Annotated in this window: 20 protein-coding genes; 18 read left to right on the forward strand and 2 right to left on the reverse strand. The window is 60.2% G+C overall.

All coding sequences use genetic code 11. The features are described 5' to 3' along the window. Positions 1-87: 87 nt before the first annotated feature. Both P0D84_RS41810 and P0D84_RS41815 read left to right on the forward strand, forming a co-directional pair. A complete protein-coding gene (locus P0D84_RS41810; RefSeq protein ID WP_408348323.1) occupies positions 88-558 on the forward strand; it encodes a hypothetical protein in 471 nt (156 codons plus the stop codon). A gap of 104 nt (positions 559-662) precedes the next feature. After that, complete coding sequence (locus tag P0D84_RS41815) at positions 663-1751, forward strand: hypothetical protein (RefSeq protein WP_408348326.1); 1089 nt, start codon at positions 663-665, stop codon at positions 1749-1751. A gap of 42 nt (positions 1752-1793) precedes the next feature. On the opposite strand, the gene P0D84_RS41820 is transcribed toward P0D84_RS41815, so the two are convergent. Together P0D84_RS41820 and P0D84_RS41825 are read right to left on the reverse strand one after the other, a co-directional pair. Next, positions 1794-2189 carry a hypothetical protein gene (locus tag P0D84_RS41820; RefSeq protein WP_408348329.1) on the reverse strand — a complete coding sequence of 132 codons (396 nt, stop codon included), beginning with the start codon at positions 2187-2189 and terminating at the stop codon, positions 1794-1796. Between the two features lie 65 nt (positions 2190-2254). Next, positions 2255-3442 carry a phosphoadenosine phosphosulfate reductase domain-containing protein gene (locus P0D84_RS41825; protein ID WP_408348332.1) on the reverse strand — a complete coding sequence of 396 codons (1188 nt, stop codon included), beginning with the start codon at positions 3440-3442 and terminating at the stop codon, positions 2255-2257. Positions 3443-3939: 497 nt separating this feature from the next. Between P0D84_RS41825 and P0D84_RS41830 the strand changes: the two genes are divergently transcribed. From P0D84_RS41830 to P0D84_RS41905, 16 genes are all read left to right on the forward strand, one after another. Further along, positions 3940-4089, forward strand: a complete 150-nt coding sequence (locus P0D84_RS41830; RefSeq protein ID WP_408348335.1) for a hypothetical protein — start codon at positions 3940-3942, stop codon at positions 4087-4089. A 280-nt stretch (positions 4090-4369) separates the two neighbouring features. Next, entirely contained in the window at positions 4370-4654 is a 285-nt protein-coding gene (locus P0D84_RS41835) for a hypothetical protein (RefSeq protein WP_408348337.1), read from the forward strand. A gap of 378 nt (positions 4655-5032) precedes the next feature. After that, entirely contained in the window at positions 5033-5494 is a 462-nt protein-coding gene (locus tag P0D84_RS41840) for an outer membrane lipoprotein (RefSeq protein WP_408348340.1), read from the forward strand. 50 nt (positions 5495-5544) lie between these two features. Further along, positions 5545-5847: a hypothetical protein gene (locus P0D84_RS41845; RefSeq protein ID WP_408348343.1), complete on the forward strand. Its 303-nt coding sequence runs from the start codon at positions 5545-5547 to the stop codon at positions 5845-5847. A 498-nt stretch (positions 5848-6345) separates the two neighbouring features. Continuing rightward, entirely contained in the window at positions 6346-6798 is a 453-nt protein-coding gene (locus P0D84_RS41850; protein WP_408348346.1) for a hypothetical protein, read from the forward strand. Between the two features lie 237 nt (positions 6799-7035). Continuing rightward, positions 7036-7536: a hypothetical protein gene (locus P0D84_RS41855; RefSeq protein WP_408348349.1), complete on the forward strand. Its 501-nt coding sequence runs from the start codon at positions 7036-7038 to the stop codon at positions 7534-7536. Between the two features lie 101 nt (positions 7537-7637). Next, entirely contained in the window at positions 7638-8972 is a 1335-nt protein-coding gene (locus P0D84_RS41860) for a hypothetical protein (protein ID WP_408348352.1), read from the forward strand. A gap of 264 nt (positions 8973-9236) precedes the next feature. Further along, the gene (locus tag P0D84_RS41865; RefSeq protein ID WP_088176867.1) at positions 9237-10262 is read left to right on the forward strand and encodes a P-loop NTPase family protein; all 1026 of its coding nucleotides are present in this window, start codon (positions 9237-9239) and stop codon (positions 10260-10262) included. A 118-nt stretch (positions 10263-10380) separates the two neighbouring features. Beyond that, a complete protein-coding gene (locus P0D84_RS41870) occupies positions 10381-11292 on the forward strand; it encodes a hypothetical protein (protein ID WP_086916698.1) in 912 nt (303 codons plus the stop codon). Between the two features lie 10 nt (positions 11293-11302). Beyond that, on the forward strand, positions 11303-12580 hold the full coding sequence (locus P0D84_RS41875; protein ID WP_408348355.1) for a vWA domain-containing protein: 1278 nt from the start codon (positions 11303-11305) through the stop codon (positions 12578-12580). 462 nt (positions 12581-13042) lie between these two features. Then, positions 13043-14410, forward strand: coding sequence for a group II intron reverse transcriptase/maturase (ltrA, locus tag P0D84_RS41880; RefSeq protein WP_408348226.1), 1368 nt, complete (start codon positions 13043-13045; stop codon positions 14408-14410). A 342-nt stretch (positions 14411-14752) separates the two neighbouring features. Then, a complete protein-coding gene (locus P0D84_RS41885) occupies positions 14753-15802 on the forward strand; it encodes a TadA family conjugal transfer-associated ATPase (RefSeq protein WP_408348358.1) in 1050 nt (349 codons plus the stop codon). Positions 15803-15814: 12 nt separating this feature from the next. Further along, complete coding sequence (locus tag P0D84_RS41890) at positions 15815-16168, forward strand: TrbC/VirB2 family protein (protein WP_408348361.1); 354 nt, start codon at positions 15815-15817, stop codon at positions 16166-16168. Position 16169: 1 nt separating this feature from the next. Then, positions 16170-16478: a hypothetical protein gene (locus tag P0D84_RS41895; RefSeq protein WP_408348364.1), complete on the forward strand. Its 309-nt coding sequence runs from the start codon at positions 16170-16172 to the stop codon at positions 16476-16478. After that, complete coding sequence (locus tag P0D84_RS41900) at positions 16472-18934, forward strand: VirB4 family type IV secretion system protein (protein WP_408348367.1); 2463 nt, start codon at positions 16472-16474, stop codon at positions 18932-18934. Before P0D84_RS41895 ends, P0D84_RS41900 begins: the two co-directional genes overlap by 7 nt. 29 nt (positions 18935-18963) lie before the next feature. Beyond that, positions 18964-19731 carry a type VI secretion protein gene (locus P0D84_RS41905; protein ID WP_408348370.1) on the forward strand — a complete coding sequence of 256 codons (768 nt, stop codon included), beginning with the start codon at positions 18964-18966 and terminating at the stop codon, positions 19729-19731.

Raw genomic sequence — 19731 nt, forward strand, 5'->3', positions numbered from 1 at the left:
CACCTGTTTAGGGAGCGGCTCTATACCTCTCTGATGTCCCGCTTCGGCGGGGCATCGAATTCCCAATCTCAAACTGGAGGAGTCTCAATGACCCCACAAAAACCGTCGACCCCGGTCGGCAAGATGTTCATTCGTTGGGCCGAGTCCGCGGTGGCTGGAGCCGCTGTTTCGTATGCGGCCAATCACTACGCTGTCGTGCCGGTGCTCCAGTCGGTCGCACGGGCCGTTCTCCGTCACGGAGCGCTGGTCGGTCCCGAAGTCGGGAAGCGGCTGCTCATGGTGCTCGCCGTCGCTGCGTTGCTGTTCGCAGCGTCGATTGCGACTGAGAAACGCCGCAATGCGTTCCTCGATGCCGTCGCTTCGCGTGGGCGGCGCCTTGCAGACTGGCTGCTGGCTGGTGTTGCGGTGAAGGTCTGTTTCGTTTGCGGCGCGCTGGCGGGTTTCGGCGGTCTAGGCTGGCTCGCTGGCCTGCTGACACTCGTGATGTACGGCGTCGTTCTGCTGTGCGTCAGGCATCTGGTCATGACTGCCCTGATGCCTCGGATATCCCGGTCGTAGTCAGACCATTTTCTTGCCGCTCTTCGTAGCGGCTTTTTCCTTTTTCCCTCAGCGGGTCGCAGCCCGTTGGGGGCTGCTCCGCATCTACATATCGGAGCTTCAAAATGGGTGCAACTGTACTGACTGGCAAGAAGGCGGGGGCCTTTCAAACGACAGATGGCGAATGGATGTTCGCGCTGTTCGAGCGGACATACGAGAAGAACTGCTATCCCCACATCGACCACTGGTCAGCGATTGCCTTCGGGCGATATGCCGACGTTATGCGAAGGGTGTTCAGACACGCCTCGTCGTGCGAAGGCGGCATGCTGCAAAGCCGCGCTGGCTACATCAAGCCAGAGAACTACATAGGCACCTGGCGATCCTTGCTAACGAAGCCCTTCCGGCTTCCTGACCAGAAGATCCGACTGGAGGTTTCGAAGTCCTTCCGGGCGGCGATTCCAGAAGCGTCGATCGAGGACGTTCGCAGCAGCCTGAGCGCTGCGGGGTTTGCTGAACGCGTGGACGAGGTGGTTGGAGGGCAGGCGGAACTCTCGCTGCACGGCGACGCTTCGCTGCTGGAAGCCATTTATGGCGAAAGCGGAGCGCTCAGCGCGTGGCGAGTGCTGAGCGAGCACGACTGCTCAAGTGTGCCCGTCGCCGGGGACCTCAAGCTGCCGTCTCGCGATTCGTCGGCGATGGATCGGATGCCGGCGGTCCGATGCTACAAGATCGACGATGAGAACCGGCTTTTGTCATTCGACGGGCAACCGTGGGATAACGGTGGCTGGCAGTATTGGGCGATTGGTAGCTTCATCACTGACGTTGCCTATCCGATAGAGATGGAGGCGCCCGGTTTTGCGAAGGGTGCGATTCCGGGGTATCGGCAGCTGCTGACGAACGCTGGCCCGTTGCCTGGCGAGACGGTGATTAACGTCACACGGCAGCCCGAAGGCGTAGAGGATTATTGCGCGCGGGTCGCCGATGAACTCGCCGGCTATCTTGGCCGTGCAGACGGCGAGGGACGTGCGCCTGAGCGGTTCAGCTTCCGGTTTGGCGATGTGCCTGCCGAGCCGCGCGGCTCAGCGATGTACAAGCTGTGCAACCTGCGCAGCCAGCAGGTGACCTGGACTTTGCCGCAAGACGCAGCGTCCACGCAGCCGGTCCAGGAGGTGCCATACACTGATCTCGCCCAGATGATTCTTGAACTGGGTTAATTGCTGACGACAAGCGCCGCTCCGAAAGGAGCGGCGTTTTTTTTACCAGTAGCGCCGACGGCGACGCGCATAGATGGCGGCCGCGAGCAGTCCAACGAAAAGCCCTTCGACGCCCCATTTCACCCAGTCACTGTTGATGAGCGGATCACCCATCGGCCGGAAGAAGTCTTCTGTGTCGCGACCTCCGCTAGCGATGCTGTCGAGCACCGGCCAGATTGACGGCCATGCGATGACGAAGAAGCCGGCGAGGAGGGGCAGGGCGAAGTCGTCCAGAAACCGCCATGCAGCGAAAAGAATGACCGCCGAGAACAGGATCGGGACCGTCGCTGTGCACACGGATGAGAAGCTGGCTCCGAGAGTCCGCGAGATCCAGAACAGGCCGCCAATGATGGCCAGAATAGACAGGACGAGGAGTGAAGAGGTAGCGTCGTTGCGCATGGGAAGGTGCCTTTGCAGTTGGTTGGGGATAAATAGGAAAGCGGCGAATACCGCACGCATGGTGCTCAGAACACAAAAGCCTCCTGAGCCGGCGTTTCGGGCTCGCGTTGCGTAGCACCCGCGGTCGCTCGAGCGGCGAGCAACGAGTCGTAGCGAGCTACAACCGACTCCGCTGTCGTGTAATCGACGTCGAAGCCGACGAAAGCTGCGACGCGCGAGCGCACGCTTGCGATCAGCGCGGCCTCCTGCGGGCTTGGAAGGTGGGTGGGCCAGCCTGCGGTGTAAAGCAGATGGGCCGGTATCTCGGCCTCGACTCCAACTCGCGCGGCAGCCGCCACCTTGGCTCGGGCCACGGCGGCGAGAAGCGATGCAGGAAGGAGATCGGGCGCAACGTCAGCAAGCCACCGTTGGCCTTGGAATGCGAAGGTCGATGCGGCCTCGATTGCCACCATCTCACGGTAGAGATCATGATTGTCGGCGCAGCCGGCTGCCGCCCGGAGATCATCGAGCGAACTCATGATGCAGAAGGCGCACGAGACGCGCGACGCGCCGTAGCGGGTGTACGCCTCATGCAGCGCCAGACCGGCATCAGCAATTTCCTGGAACACGTCCTCTACCGGCCATTCGATGATGGCGTTCCAGGTGATGCCCTGTCTGCCGCGACGGGTCAATGCGGCCAGCGGTGCTGCAACAGGCATCTTGCTTCGAGCTGAGCTTTCCTGACGGCGAACGCCCGTCACGTTGACGATGTCATGGGCCGGATAGCGTTTCTTGAGGGCGCTGGTGATGACAGCTGTTTTCAATTCCGACGTGCAAAAGCGCATGGAGGGCGTGCTCCACGGCAGGATGAGCCGTACGCACGATAGCTCTCTATAGCGCGTGACGTTGTTCTCCCAACGTTTCTGCCATCGCGCGAGCATGTCGCCAGCCTGACGTCGCACGGTCAGTAGCTCCCAGCCTAGGTGCGCGGCCAACCGTTCGCAGGCCGGCGCGCTGTCCTTCCACTCCACCCGGCCAAGGTCGGCATGGACGAGGACACGTGGGCCGGTGTGTCCGATGAGATCAAGATAACGCGCGACGGCCAGTGCACAGGCGACGCTGTCCTTTCCACCGCTCACACCGATAGCGACCACCGCATCGGTATCGAGAAGCGCGTTCACCTCCGGAGTGCTGGCGACGGTACGCAAGAATCGCGTCGCCGGGATGGTCAGGCGTTCGCGGAGGGACGATAGGTCAATGATCTGCAGGGACATGGCGCGTAACCGAAGAGATGTGTTGATTCATCTTCGCAGCTACAACGCAAAGTCAAGGCGTCGCCGCTGGCGGCCTTGGCGAAAAGCGAATCAAGCCCTAATGAGAGCTCTTTTCGCGCAATTGGCTCTATGGCGCGTCGATACAATGAAATCTCTCTCAAGTTCGTAGTGACCACCCTCGGAAAGACGAACTCTCTTGGCCAGCCTTCGCGCTGGCCTTTTTTTTCGCCCGTTGTGGGCACCGCCAGCGAGAGACGGGCCGAAAACCGGAGCATTACGGGCATGGACCGGCATGACTGGCGATAAACTGGCTTCATTCCCTGCGCTACTGCGCATCGACCTCCAGACGTTCCTTTCCAGGTCCGTCCAATTTTTCTCTCCAGCCATTCACTCGGTGAATGGATTATCGAAAGGCTGACGTTCGCGTCAGCCTTTTCCTTTTTTCCCGATGGGAGCCCCCCATCAGGGTAGCTCCCGAATTTTTTCAGGAGTTGTCCATGTCCTCTACGCTCAAACATGCTTTCGGCAGCCTCGCCTGGTACACCCGGCAGGACGCTGAAGCCTGGAAGATGCTTACGTTTCTGGTTGGCGTCGTAGCTCTTGCTACCGCGATCGCATCGGTTAGCAACGTCCCGTTTTCGTTGTAATCCGTCATCACCTTGTTCATTCGCTGCGCTGCTGCGCATCGACCTACGGACGATCCTCCAAAGGACCGACCGTCCATGTTTTCTCTCCAGCCATTCACTCGCTGAATGGATCACTGAAAGGCTGGCGTTCGCGTCGGCCTTTTCCTTTTTCCCGATGGGCTGTCCCATCGTTTGTTGCACGCTGTAGCTACAAGGCGGACCTTCTGGTCCGTCACATTCCATGTACCTATCTGGGAGCCTCCTCCCAATGGGACTGGCTCCCCTTCGAAGGAGCCACACCATGTCGCAGCAAATTATCGTTTCCAAAGAACTCGCAGGTGTTCTGGCAGTTTCCGCCGATCCGCATAGAGTTCAGGCAAAGTGGGGCTTTCGCGAGAAACAGCGTGTTTTCGCTCAGGCCGTCTCGAAGCTGCCGATCCGTCAATTCAGTGGGACGATTCTGTACCTCTGGAGCGATGGAACGGCCACGGTCAAATTTGACCATGACTTCGCTTTCGATGCTGAGCGCGAGCTCGTCAAGAGCGGTCGCGTGGATCTGCACTACCTCACGCGCCTTGCTTCGTAAGTATCTCGCTCGTGGCCGAAGCCGATATCGGCGTCCAGGCGCTAGCCGCGTAACGCAACTATTCTTTTTAACCCTGTGGGGAACGTCCCTACAGGGCGTTTCTCGTCATTTTTTTCAACGAGGAACGTCATGTCCGCTGTTCGAAATCTTCATATCCGCACCGAAGCGGTAACCCTGTCGGTTCGACCCTGCTCGCCACGAGTGGGCAGCACCCATACCTACGTTTTGAACGGCACGCTGATGCGCGACGTTCTTGTGAACGGAAAGTGGGTAACTGTCCACACGAGCGAGCCGCGCGTTCGTCTCGCACACTAAATTCCTTCCCTGTCAGGGCAACCTCCCTGGCGGGTGGTTGCCCCTTTTTTTGTTGAGGCAACCATGTTCAAACTTTTGATCAGCACCGTCCTGTTTTCGCTTCTCACGGCTTGCGCCAGTGCGGATTTCGGCTCGCCGAACACGTACCAGCGTTACGACGTCCAGCGCATCGGACAGATGGAGCAGGCAACGATCATTCGCGTTCGCCAGATCACGATCGAGTCCAGTTCCGATTCGTCGGGGCTGACTTCGATTGTGAGTTCCGCGGCCAGCGCTTTCCTCGGCTCCCAGATCATCGGGAACGGGCGCGGCCGCTATATCTCCGGTGCTCTGTCGGGCGCTGCTGCGGGGTTCATTTCCCAACACGTCAGCGCTGCGATGTCGCGTCACAGCGGCGTCGAAGTCTTCCTTCGACGAGCCGACTGCCAGACCGTTGTTGTGTCTCAGGTTGATGACCAGCAATTCGCGCCTGGCGAACACGTTTATCTGATTTCCAGCGGGTCCGGCTACCGGATTACTCACTGACCGTCGCTGTGGCTGGCTCAATCTTTCTCGACAACTTCCCAGAGGCCTTCATGAACACCTATGAACTGATCGCGCGTGGCCAGACTTCGGGCTGGAATCCGGCAGCCAACTCTATCAATGCAGAGAACGTCTTTGGGATGCGTCCCGTGGAAGTTGCTGCGCAGGCTGGGAACATCGACGAGTTTGTTGCAATCGTCGAGCACCCGGAATTCGATCCGACTGGCACACGCCCGCTTTTCTTCGCAGAAGTAGGACGTGTGAGTGAGGGTGACAATGCTGGCGACGCGAGATTCGCTCGCTTCAAGGCGGCGATCTCCGGCTACACCGAGCGCTTCACCAGCAAGTTGAGTTAGCGGAACGACGGAACGGTCGGACCCATCTGTATCGCGCCGGGACCCGGCGCGTTTTCCCTTGCGGGGCAGCCCCCGCAAGGGAGCTGCCTCGTCTATTCGAGGTACAACATGAAATTCCCGAAAGTGTTCTACGCGGATCGTCGATCCGCTGGCGCCGGGGCTACCGCTGCTCTCCAGCAGCAGGCCACGCGCGTTCTTCGCCGTGTGGCGCAGGACCTGCGTCTTCGTTCCCATGAAATTGTCGTTGAGCCGTCGCGCCGGAGCCTTCCGGGGCGCGTTTCGCTTCGCACCGAGACGCTGTTTGTCGACGTGCTCGACCGGTCGTGCGAAAAAGGCGGTTGCCCTTAGCGTTCGCACGCGCCGCGGCCGCTCGGACCTAACGGGTGGCGGTGAAAACTACGTGCCGCTCGAGCAGATCGAGACGACACGTGGCTATCAGTCGTTCCTCGACGGGCTGCGCCTTGCCAGTGGCATCGACACTTCGTCCGGAGGTCGCCGATGAAACTCGCGAACGTCAAAGTCGAATACTCGTGCGGCACGACAATTACGGACAGGGTGACGCTTGATCCTGCAACGGGACAGGTGCATCTGCCTCCGCGTCTTCAGACGCTCCTGCGCGCGATGGACGAAACCGAATGCTCCCCGTCTTTTGTTGTGGAGTACAACGGCTCTACGTTGCCTGTCACGGTGGATTCGAACGGGCTTCGGAAAATCGGAGAGCCCGATGAACCGAAGTCAGGCTTCGAGCAACTGTTGAATCCGACGAGGGATCAGCGTCAGCAGAACGCCCGGTTCCTGCATACCCTGTCAGCTGCGTCCGTGGGTGGCCTGGTCGGCTATGTTCATGCCGCATCCACGCTGGATTCGACGACAATCGCTGGCACGGCGATACTCGCAATAGTTGCGATACTATTGTGGTATGTCGGTTTTGTTGAAATGAAAGGAGATTGAAATGGTTGCAAACCTCATCACTCTCGTTGTGGGCGTGTCCATTGCAGCGTTCTTTCTCTGGACAAATAACAACGGCCGCAAGCGTGACCATGAGCGCGCGTGGGGCAAACGTGATTAAAGATGCGGCCTGACGCCGCTTCAAACAGATAGTGCCGCGCCTTCGGGTGCGGTTTTTTTTCGTCTTTTTCGACCATTGAACGCGCCTTCGGGCGCGTTTGTCTTTTTGTGAGACCAGAAATGAACCATGCATTTGTAAAACCTGTGGGGTATCAGCAGCCCGTTGCCGTCGCCTCGACGGTCGGAAACGGAAGCGCCGTGGCCGCGATCGCCGGCGCACGCGCTGATGCGTTGCCGTGCCGCGACCGTCTGGTCGTGGAAGGCAAGACTGTCGGAGAGGTCTGTTCGATGTTGTGCAAGCTGTTGCGCAACACGGAGCTTGAGCCGGAGTGGCTCGTGACTGCCAATATGCTCGACGACCCCAACGAGGCGACCAACGGTGCTCGGATGGACCGGGTCTGGCCTGCCGACAGCGTCTGGGATCGCGTGGCCGTCTCCGTTGCCATTGGGAGATCCGAAGGCTGGATCGTCCACGTCGACTGGATTACGCGCACGGAAATGCCCGCCGACGTTGTTGGCCGGGGATTTGCCGTGATGCCGCTCCTGCGTGCGAAGGTTTTCGTCGCCGATCAGGCGTGGCAACTGGCGCGCTTCCTCGCCAACGCGATCGACGTCGCTTAACTCCTCTTCCTCGCGTCTGAGACGCAAACCTCAATTCAACCCTCAGCGGGCATTCGGCCCGACAGGGAACGATTGCCCGCTTTTTCCTTTACGGAGCAATCGTGTATCAACTCTCCTTCGCTGGTCTTTCTCTGTCCATCGGCACGCTGCTCGAAGTACTCGCAGTGTTCAGAACCGATACTCGCCTTCTTGCGCTTGAATCGTCTGAGATCGTACTGGAGCACGGCGGCCAGCCCGTTCAGGTCATCCGCCACAACGGCGCGCTGACAGTGCGTCGGCCGGGCACTGCCCGAGACGTTTTCCTATCGTTGATTGATGAGATCGACGGCGCATATTTCCGACCGAACGGCGTCCTGCAGGCTGCATGGCAGATCCGGCGCTCACACTGGAAGCTGCTCTACGATGCGTTCGACCTGACATCTAACCCCCGCCTGATTTTTTCGTCCGACCAGATCGAGGCGGCAGCTGATGCACGAGGCGGTCTGGACCTGTTCGAACTGCTGCAGTCTGAAAGCGATCGGCGGTTCGGGTTTCGCTATGCGGGGCCGGAGTACGGTCGCACGCGGCATCGGAACGGGCGGCACGAAGTTCACGTCGCGTACGCACTCGCGGAAGGCCGGGCTGTCCCGGAGGCGGTGCTCGACGAGTACTGCCAGTTGCCCGACAGGTTCACGATGGATATGAGCTGGGGCAGGGTGCTGGTCGACGTGCCGGAACTGCGCGGCGCGATGTCGCCGGACAAGGTTCGTGTGCTCGCCAGTGTGATGCGGCGGGAACAGGGTGGAATCAGTTCGTGCAATGCGGCGCTGCTCGCGATGGTGATGAGGCTCGCGTCGAACTCCCCGACTTTCGAGGAGGTCGACGATCTGCTGTTCCATCACGGGCTGGTCCAGGCGCATAACCTGCCTGATCGCTACTCGACCCCCGAGTCGCTTGGTACGCCGGTGTCGAGGTTTGCCGAAGTTTACCGGCAGAACATGGCGGACAAGCGGCGCGATACAGCGGTGGCAAGGCTGCGCAAGGAACGTTTGGCCGGGCAGATGTCTCAACGAACGTTCGACCTCCAGATGCAGATTGCGCTGCTCGAGCATGGGCGGGAGACTTTCGCTCTCGGAAACGAGATCTCGGAAGCGATCGACAGCGGCGACGTGCACTACCTGCTGAACATCATGGACTGTCCCGACGAGCGCAACCGAGTCGCCAAGCAGACGGTGCGCGAGATCTTCGGCATCAAGCTGCTCGGTGTCCGCGCTGCTACGCGTCGTCGCGGCATCTTCGCGCTGGCGGGCTATGACGAAGCCTGTCAGGCCGAGTGGGAATCGGCCGGGTCTGCGCAGGCTCGCCAGCGTGTTATCGAAATGCATCAGGCGACGCGTGCCGCCGCCAGCGTCCATCCGGCAGTGTTCGCCCGGACGCAGGTGGCTCACCACACCTGATCTGTTTCATCCAGTCCTTTTCGACCAACCCGGCCTCGTGCCGGGTTTTTTTCGTCCAGCCCGTGCGTCCGCAAAACGTAAGGCCATACGAAAAAGCGACGATTCGGGCATTGCGCGCGCGCGGCGCTCCCTACACTGGGTGTCATCTACGGCGTCATTGACGCATCGACCTTGCCGACACGTCGGCATTCTTTTATCGCCCCACAGGGACTACGTCCCTACGGGCGTAGTCCTTTGGGGCTTTCTCTTTTCTGGAAAGCCATCATGAAAGTTACGCCCGCACAACTCACCGAACTGCTCTCGCTGTATGTCCCGAAGCGTCTGCCGGTGCTCATCACCGGTCGCCCGGGTATCGGCAAGAGCGACATCGTCGAGCAGGTCGCGCACGCAACCGATCATGAACTGCTCATCAGCCATCCCGTGGTTGAAGATCCGACGGACTCGAAAGGGTTGCCGTTTCCGGCGCCAGACGGCTTGAACGCGAAGTTCCTGCCGTTCGGTGATCTCGAACGCGCGATGAAGGCGAGACGTCCGCTCATCTGGTTTCTGGACGATCTGGGGCAGGCCTCGCCCGCCGTTCAGGCCGCCAAGATGCAACTTCTGCTCGCCCGCCGTATCGGCGAACACGTCTTGCCGCCGCACGTGACGTTTCTTGCGGCGACAAACCGCCGGACCGATAACGCGGGCGTGACGGGGATTCTTGATCCCGTCATTTCGCGCTTCGCAACGGTGGTCGAGCTGGAAGCGACGATCGACGGCTGGACGAAGTGGGCTGTGCGAAACAACGTGCCGCCCGAACTTATCGCTTTTCTGCGATTCCGTCCGGACCTGCTTTCGGTGCAGAAGACGTCACGCGATATCGAAAACACGCCGAGTCCCCGCAGTTGGGGTTTCATCGCGAAGACGATGGGCGTGGTGCCGAAACACCTGGAGCACATCTCGCATGCGGGATCGGTGGGCGAAGGCGCTGCAACGGAGCTCGTCAGCTTCCTGCAGATCTACCGGGAACTGCCGAACCCCGATGCGCTTCTGGCTACGCCGGATAAGGCGATGATCCCTCAGACGCCGTCGACGCTCTACGCCATCGCAACCGCTCTGGCTGCACGCGCGACGGAAGCCAACTTCGATCGTGTCGTGACCTATACGGAACGCATGATCGAAGCGGGGCATCGCGAATTCGCGGCGCTACTCGTGCGTGACGCATTGGAGCGCACGCCGGAAATCGCCAACTCTTACGCCTTTATCCGGGCGCAGGGCGGCGAGATCGGCGCAATCATCAAGGGCGACTGATCCGCCTTCCATTCCACTTTTTTCTCAGCTTCATCACTCATGGCTCTGCCGTGTCCGCGAGGACACGCGGGGCCATTTTTTTCGTCTCATCCATTCATTTTCTATACGGAGTTTTCTCATGAACACCAACATCCAGTCGAAAGTCATGCTCTGCTCGGTCACGATCTCCACGTGGGTTGCCCGTCGATTCGACGGCAAGGCCACCGAAGAAGTCGAGAACAAGCATCATGCAAAGGGCATCGGCAGATTTAACAAACGCCTGCTGCCCGAAAACTCTCCGAGTTTCCAGGAGGTGGTAACGATTGCCGGCCGCATCCGGAAATACTTCTACGATCACTCGTTGAAGTACGACCAGCTCGGGGTGCGCCTGCTGCCGACGATGATTTACATGGAATTCGCCGACAAGATGCGCTCGCTGAAAGACGAGTTCGATCTGGCGGTATCCGTATTCCTCACCGACTACCTGGACCTGAAGGAGCGCGCTCGCGCGGAACTGAACGGCCTGTTCAACGAGGCGGACTATCCGACCCTCGCGGAACTGTCGACCAAGTTTGGCGTGAAGATGGCTGTGTTGCCCTTTCCGGATGCCAGCCAGTTCGGCGTGGACCTCCCTGCGGACGTGCTGACGACGCTGAAAAGCGAACTCGATGAGCACGTGCTGGCGTCGATCGCGACCGCGAACGAGGATCTCGTCGAACGGATGTATACGGCCGTTTCGCAGATGGCGTCGCGGCTGTATGCGACGGGCAACGTGCGTCTGGACGTGGCCAACAACGTGCGCGACCTGTGCGCGTTGCTGCCGAAGCTCAACTTCTCCAACGATCCGAAGCTCACGCACATCCTTGATCAGGCGAAGACTCATCTCGCCGTTCATACGGGTGCGGATCTGAAGGAGTCGAATGTCCTGCGGTCCCAGGTGGCCAGCAAGGCACAGGAGATCGAGGGGCTGATGGCTGCTTTCATGGGTATCACGCCGGAAACGGAGATCGAGCCCGCGGACCACAGCGCGCAGCTGCGCCTCGTTGCTTAAGGGGGTGCTCATGGATCGCACCGTGACGGTAGCTGGCAATGGCGCGGTCCATCCGCACATTGCCAAACAGCGAACTGAGCTCGTTCTGTCACAACCGTTTTTCGGGTCGCTCGCATTGCGCCTGAAAATGGTTGAAGACAGGTCGACGAAGGAATGCTGGGTAGACGGGGAATCGTTGGGCTATAACCCCGAATATGTCGATAAGTTGAGCGACCTTGAACTGCGGGGCGTGCTGGCGCTGAAAGTCATGCAGGTGGCCAACGGTCATTGCTGGCGTCAGGGCGCGCGAGAAGCCGGTCGGTGGAGCGACTCGAGCCAATACGCCATCACTCCGATTCTCCGTTCGTCGGATTTTGTGTTGCCAAGGGGCGCGCTGAACGACGCACGCTTTGCTGGAAAGTCGGTTGAAGAGATTTATGGCGCGCTGACGCAGGAGGCAAAGCAGAAACAGCCCAAACCTGATCAGCAGCCTAAATCCGATCAGCAGTCGAAACCGCAGCAGCAACCTGAACCGGATGGCCAGTCGTCAGGGCCGGACGGAAAAGGTGGCGCCCCACAGCCGCAGGCAGGTGACGGCCAGGGTGATCCAGAGCCGTCTGCTGGTTCATCGTGCGGAGAGGTCCGCCAGTACTCGGGGACTGACAAACCTGTGAAGGAGGCCGAGTGGAAAGTTGCCGTCGTGCAGGCCGCCAAGGCTGCGCAGATGCGCGGCAAGTTGCCCGGTGATCTTCAGGCGATGGCCGGTGAGGCGGTACGGCCGGTAGTTGACTGGCGCGCGGTGCTTCACCGCTTCGCGCAGCAGTCATCGCCTACCGACTACAGTTTCGCCACGCCGAACCGCCGGTACCTGCATCTGGGCTTCTATTTGCCCTCGCTGCATACGCCGGCGGTGGGCGACGCGGTTTTCGTGCGTGACTCCAGCGGCTCGGTGTTTGACGAGACGCAGGCACAGTTCGATGCGGAAATCCTGTCGGTGTTTCACACGCTCAAGCCCGCCCGGTTGATCGTGATGGACTGCGATACGCGGGTCACACAGGTGCAGGTGTTCGAGCGGGGCGACTCGCCGGAGATCAAGCCTGTGCGCGGTGGAGGCGGAACGGCATTCACCGATCCGTTTAACCGCGTGGCGGCCGATGGTCTGAATCCGGCGTTTCTCGTCTACCTGACGGACATGGATGGTTCTTTTCCGGCGAGCTCGCCGCTTTACCCGGTGCTGTGGGCGTCGACCACGCCGCTCACGCGGGCACGGCGGGCGCCATTCGGCGAAACCGTCGAGGTCATCTGCTGATTGCATCGAAATTTTCTTTAACCCAACCCGGCCTCGCGCCGGGTTTTTTTCGGTGCGCCGAGCATGCGCAACAGCTTGGGGGTGCAAGTCCCCTGCCCAACCTGATGGTGGTGAAGGGCTAGTGAAACGCAAGGGCGTCGTCGCGAGGCGGGGTCTGAAGGAAGCGTGGAGCAAAGCCACGACCTGACGAACAGAAACCAGATATGAGGCCTACCCGGCCGGACGAGCGAGCCGATGATCGCGAAGTCCATAACCATCAAGGCCCGGGGTGGTAGATCTGGCAGGCGTGTGGCGAAGGCGGTTGTGCTTACCTCGGGAGGCCTGCCCGGTGTCCTGGACTCAGGACTGAGCAACTTGCAAGGGTTGCTGATCGCCGTGCAGGAGTCAGCAGCGGGCATAGTAGGGCGGCGACGCCTGAAGGCCCAAACGGAGAGGAGCGGCGAGTAAGCCGGAGAACTCGACATGGGAGAGCAGCAGAAAACGCAACGCGTCCTTGACGGCGGAGGTCTGGGTGAAGCCCGGATGACCGTCGCCCGAGGGGCTGAACCTATGGCGGCGAACCCCGAAACTGAAAGCCCGTCGGCTTGTGACCGACTGATGGAAGAAGTCTGTGAGCGGGGAAACCTGCAACGGGCGTTGAAACGTGTGAAGGCGAACAAGGGTGCGCCGGGCGTGGACGGTATGACGGTTCAGGCACTACCGGCGTACCTGCGTGAGCATTGGCCGTCGATACGGGCCTCATTGCTCGAAGGAACCTACAAGCCACAACCTGTGAGACGGGTCGAGATACCCAAGCCGGATGGAGGTGGCGTGCGTAAGCTCGGCATTCCCTCTGCGCTTGACCGGTTCGTCCAGCAGGCGGTATTGCAGGTGCTGCAAAGGCAGTGGGACCCAACGTTCTCTGATACCAGTTACGGCTTCCGTCCGGGACGCTCGGCGCATCAGGCCGTGGCGCGCGCGCAAGACTACATTCAGGCGGGACATCGCTGGGTTGTAGATTTGGACCTCGAGAAATTCTTCGATCGCGTGAGCCACGATATCCTGATGAGCCGGGTGGCCAGGCGGGTCAGCGACAAACGGATGTTGAAGCTGATCCGCTCCTTCCTGACGGCGGGCGTGCTGGAGAACGGGCTGGTTGGCGCAACGGACGAAGGGACGCCCCAGGGCGGTCCCCTGTCACCGTTGTTATCCAATCTGATGCTCGACGATCTCGACCGGGAGCTTGAGCGGCGCGGACTGCGATTCGTGAGGTACGCCGACGACTGTAACGTCTACGTACGCAGCGAACGCGCTGGCCAACGGGTGATGGCGGGGCTGAAGGCCTTCCTCACCGGCAAGCTGAAGCTGAAGGTCAATGAGGCGAAGAGCGCGGTCGCGCGGCCACACACGCGGAAGTTTCTGGGATTTAGCTTCTCGAACCGGGATCAGGTCAAACGGCGCATTGCGCCCAAGGCACTAGCCCGCTTCAAGGAACGAATCCGGGACCTGACCCAACGCGCACGAGGGATCAGCATCGAGCAGTTGATGGAGCGGCTCAAACGCTACCTTACCGGGTGGCGCGGTTACTTCGGCTTCTGCGAGACGCCCAGCACATTACAGCGGCTGGATGAGTGGGTACGACGCCGTGTTCGCTGCGTCTTCTGGAAACAATGGAAGAACAGCACCAAACGGTTCCGGGAGTTGACGGCCCGCGGCGTCGATCGGGATCTGGCTGCCCAAACGGTCGGCTCCCCGCACTCGGCATGGCGACTGAGTAACAGTCCCGCCCTGCAACGCGCCCTCACCAACCGCTATCTTGGCTCTCTCGGCCTTCCATCGTTACGCACATAGCCGGCCAACTGATCCGAACCGCCGTGTACGGACCCGTACGCACGGTGGTGTGGGAGGGGTCGGGCCGCGAGGCCTGCCCCTATCCCGATTCCAAGGTGCTCCCCAGGTCACCAGATAAACCGAAGGTGCGGCGGAAAGCTATACGTTTTTGGGGGTCTTTCCTCGGGAGCAGCGTGCCCATGGGCAAAAAAGCGCGACCAACGATCGCTCTTCGTTTCGCCGCTTGTCTCGGCGCATTCCATGGTGAAGCGAAAGCCGCGCAAATTAGCCCCGCTTTTGCATCCCGGCCGCGAGGTCCGCGACGAACAATAGTCGCATGTTAGACCGCCCACAAAGCCGCGCATGCAAGACCTTGACGACAACCCGTTACTGAAGCTTCAGCCGCTAAAGGCGGAGGCTGTCGCGATGTTCTTCGAGGCGCTAAACCCGCTCAAGGAACTGCTGGAAGCGCCCGACCTCGCGGAAATAATGGTCAACGACCATCGCAACGTTTGGATCGAGCATCGCGGCGTGATGTCTCGGGTGAACGTTGACCTGCGCCCCGAGCATCTGGAAGGCGCGATTCACTCACTCGCGTCTTCGGTGGACAAGTCGGCACACGCGGGCAGCGACAGGGGCATTATCAACGCCGGTCACAAAAACCTGCGTATTGCCGCGGTCATGAATCCGACCGCCATCGACGGGCACGCGCTCAGCATCCGCAAGCACCGCGAGTCGAAGATGACGCTCGACGATTACGTCAGCATGGGCGCTTTCTCGGCAGCGAATGCGCGTCCTGCGGAAGCGGAGGCCATCCATTTCGAGGAAGGCATTGAGAACGAAGCGCTCATGCGCGCGCTACAGGCGCTCGTGCAGTCGCGCAAAAATGTTCTCGTCGCCGGCGGAACTTCGGCGGGGAAGACAACGTTTCTTAATGCACTGGTTGGCGTCATCCCCGAGGACCAGCGCGTGATCACCATCGAGGACACGATGGAACTGAAGGTTCAGGTTCCGAACCGTGTGCGCCTTCTATCCAACGCCGATACGAACGTCACAACGCAGCTGCTCGTTGCGCTTTGTCTGCGGTTCCGTCCGGACCGGATCATCGTTGGCGAGGTCCGTGGCGGGGAGGGCTACGACCTGCTTCAGGCGCTCAATACGGGCCACGACGGCGGGCTCGCGTCGCTTCACGCCAACAACGCTCGCACCGCACTGAGCCGCCTGGAAAGCCTCGCAATGCTTGGTATCCCAGCGGGTTCCCGTTGGGAGCTAGACGACATGCGCAAGAACATCGCTGACTGTTTCAACTATGTGGTGCATTTCAAACGCACGGGCGAAATGCGCCATGTCTCCGAAATCCTCGAAATCCGGGGGTTTCGTAACAACGACTATGACCTACGACGGGTTTTTTAACGGGAGCACTAAATGAAGCAAGGAAAGTTTTTCAGCACGGCCACCGCAGTCGCGAAGAAGCTGCGACCGGGCAAGCCGCTCATCGTCGGCGCGCTGTTGAGCGTGGCGTCCGCCGCAGCGATGGCCGCGGGCGATTATTCGTCGCTCACCGGCCTGACGGACATCATCTGCACGATCAGCAACCTCATCAGCGGCCCCTATCTCTACGGTATCGGCATTGTGCTGATTACGCTCGGTGGCGTCGCCGTCGCAAATTCGGAGAGCAATATCGCCAAGACGTTCTCGGTCGTGCTGATCGGCCTGGGTATCGCATCGGTCGCCGTGCCGATCATGCGCGATCACTTCCACATGAGCGTCGCCTGCTGATATGCGCCAGCACAAGGTCAGCCGCGGGCTCTCGTTGCCCCGTCAGATGGGCGGGGCAGACCGGATGCTGGCGATTCTCAACGGCACCCTGACGGCACTGCTCACCTATACGAGCTGGACACCGTCGTTCCTTGCACTCGGTGTGATTGCACACTTTTACCTTCGGTGGCGTAGCTCGAAAGATCCGTGGTGGCGGATGGTGATGCTCATCTATAACCGCTACCCCGACGTGTATGCGCCTGAGCCACACGGCAAGTTCAGTGCGCGCTTCAAGCGCCCCTACGGCTTCGATCAGGACCTTTCATGCTGAAAATGCCGTTCACCAAGCGCGCGGTGCAGGAAATTGCGCCGTGGATGACGCTCGTCACGCCCGAGCTAGTGCTCGACAAAGACGGCTCCCTCGTCACCGTGTTCGAGTTCGATGGCATCGACGCAGACACACCGAATCCGGGCGACATCACCGCGGCGCGCGACAACCTCGATCACGCGTGCCGGAATTTCGACCACCGTGTCACCGCGTGGTGGCGGGTTTCGCACCGTCGTATCCGGGGTGGCATCGACGGCGAGTTCGGCAACGAGGCGGATGCGCGAGTCGATGCGGTTAATCAGGCGAACATCGGTAGCGGGAAGTACTTCCGCAACTCGCATTCGCTCGCACTTGCGTTTACGCCAGAGACAGGCCTCTCGCGGGTCTTCGACAAGATCGGCTACCACATGACCGTTGGCGGCAAGAACGTAGCCGTCGCGATGTTTGAGGCCGCCAAGGACATGCTGCTCGCCAGGAGCGCCTTCGTATTTGACCTCACCAAGCTGCAAAACGAGATCAAGCGCTTCGAAGCGGTCATCGATGGCTTTACGGGCGGTGTGACCCGCCTGAAAATGAAGCGGCTACAACTGCAGAACGCCTTATCGTTCCTGCATCAGCGTGCAAATCCGAGCACGCCGAAGCGTCGCATGCGCTATCCGGTCACGATGCTGGACACACACCTGACGGAGACGCAGGTGACGATCGGCGCCGAGCAGCTGATGTTCGAGTCCGCCCACGGCAAGGTTTACGCGCGCATCATCGGCGTAAAGGAGTGGATGGGTTTTCAGGAGGCGGCGCTCGATGTGCTGTCGCAGGTCGATGCGGAACTCGACGTTTGTGTGATGTTCCGCTTCCTCGACACATCGCGCGCGAGCGCGTACATCCGCAAGATCCGAGGCTTCTACAAGGCCGCAGCTTTCAACCCTGTCGCGATCATCAAGCAGTGGGCCACGAAGGAAGAGCAGAAAAACGACGAAGGCCGTGAGCAACTGGCGAAGGAGGCGAGCGAGGCACTCGCCAAGCTGGAGGCAGAAGGCCAGCAGTACGGCTTCGCAAATATCTCGATCATCGTCTACGGCAGCACCCCCGAAGAATGTGAAGACTCGACCCGCCAGGTCGTCGGTGTCATCGGCAATGCGGGATTCGGCGTCATTGCCGAGAAAGACAACCTTTTCGCGGCCTGGAGTTCGACGTTGCCAGGGCGCTGGGACCAGCAAAAGCGCCTGCAGTTCGTTGAAACGCCGGCAGTCTCGGACATTGCGCCGTTGTGCAGTGTCGGCGAAGGATCCACCGTCAACGAATGGCTGACGCAGCAGTCCGGGAAAAAGACGGGACCGCTCACGTGTCTGCCCACGCGTCATCGCACCTTGCAGAACGTTGACCTGCATCACCCGGGCGGCAAAGCCCACTTGCTAGTGGTTGGCCCAATTGGCGCGGGTAAATCCGTGCTGCTGAACTACCTGATGTCGCAAACCGGCCGACATGGCGCGCGCCGCATCCGGTTCGATAAGGACCGCTCGACCCGCATCCCGACGTTGCTTGGCGGCGGACGGTTCATTGACGCGACGGGCCGCTTCGAGGCGGCAACGTCCGTCAATCCGCTCTCCCTGATCGGCGAGGAGAAGCACTGGCCGTACGTGGCTGAGTGGGTCAAGCTCGTCATCGAGGGCGAGGATTACGCGTGCACACCGCAACAGGAAACGGATATCTACGCTCGTATTCGAACGCTTGCGACCGCATTTCCGCGCGAGAAGTGGCGTCTATCCGGGCTCATCACGCTGCTGCCTGCTGAGTTGCGCGAGCGGCTGGCCGTCTGGACGGAAGGGCAAAAAAACGGCCGGTTCTTCGACCATGTAGACGACGGGTTCGCACTTTCCGATGATCTTTCGATCGAGATGGGCGACCTGTTCCAGAACTTCCCGGTGGCCGCTGCTCTGTTCATGGATTACGCGTTCTATCGGATCGCGCAGATTCTCGACGGCAAGCGCTACACGGTGATCGAAATCGAGGAGGCCGGATTCTTCTTCACTTACCCGAAGTTCTATGCTCGACTCGAAATCTGGGCGGTGACCATCCGGAAGCTGAACGCCGCGTTGCTGATGGCGACGCAGTCGCTCGGTCAGCTAGCGCGGGTGGCCAACTTCGAGATCATGAAGGAGAACATCCCGAACATCATCTACTTGCCCAACAGCGACGCGATCAACAACCAGGCGCTCTACAAGGACATTTTCGGCCTGACCGAACACCAGATAAGGATGATCTCGAACGCGGTGCCCAATCGCGACTACCTGTGGGTGACGTCGACGCAGACGCGCATGCTGCAGGCGAGCTTCCCGAAGGAATCGCTTGCCTATCTGCGCTCGGACGGTCGCGCTCAGGCGATTCTCGACAAGCACGGGAAGTCGGGCGTCGACAACTGGCAGGACGCATACGTGCGTGACGTCCTCGCAAACGCATAACGTCAGTCTTACTCCTGGAAATACTCACCATGATCAAAACATTGCTCCGCACCGCAACGGCGACGGCCGCTCTGACCTTCGGTCTCATGACGCAGGCCCACGCACAGCTTGCCGTTATCGACCCGACGAACCTGATCCAGAACACCATGACCGCGATTGGCGCGGTCAAGGGAGAGGTGTATCAGGACACTAACCTCGTCTACCAGTATCAGATGATGCTGAACCAGTTGAAGCAGGCGACCAATCTCAACCCGTCCGCGATGCTTGCACAAGCGACGTCAATCACAAACGACATCAGCAGCCTGACCAAGTACACCGATACTCTCAAGTCGCTGTACGGCGGGCTGCAGTCGAACGCCGAATATGCGACCAAGGTTCAGGCGCTGATTACGCAGTCGGGAAAGACGCCGGCGCAGTGGTTTTCTGACCAGAGCACGCTCATCAGCAACAACGACAAGACGGCAAAGCAACTGTTCCAGATGGGCAATGACGTCATCTCGCACGTGAGCACGCTTGCCAAGCGCCGCCAGGAAATTCAGGACCAGCTGAACATGTCGCCGACTGCGGAAGCGACCGCGCAACTCACGACGCACCTGCTGGACATTGTCGCGAGCCAGAACAGCGACATGTTGCAGATGATGGCGTCAAAGCAGCAGGCAGATAGCGTCGTTCAGGCGCAAAAGACATCGAGCGACCAGGCGAACAACACTGCCAAAGCGGCACTGCAGGCACAGCTTGATCAACAGCGTGCGGCCTACGATGCGACGATCGGTTCGTCGAAAGTGCTGGGGCAGTGA

It is taken from the genome of Paraburkholderia sp. RL17-337-BIB-A, assembly GCF_046025895.1.
Taxonomy (GTDB): Bacteria; Pseudomonadota; Gammaproteobacteria; order Burkholderiales; family Burkholderiaceae; genus Paraburkholderia; species Paraburkholderia fungorum_C.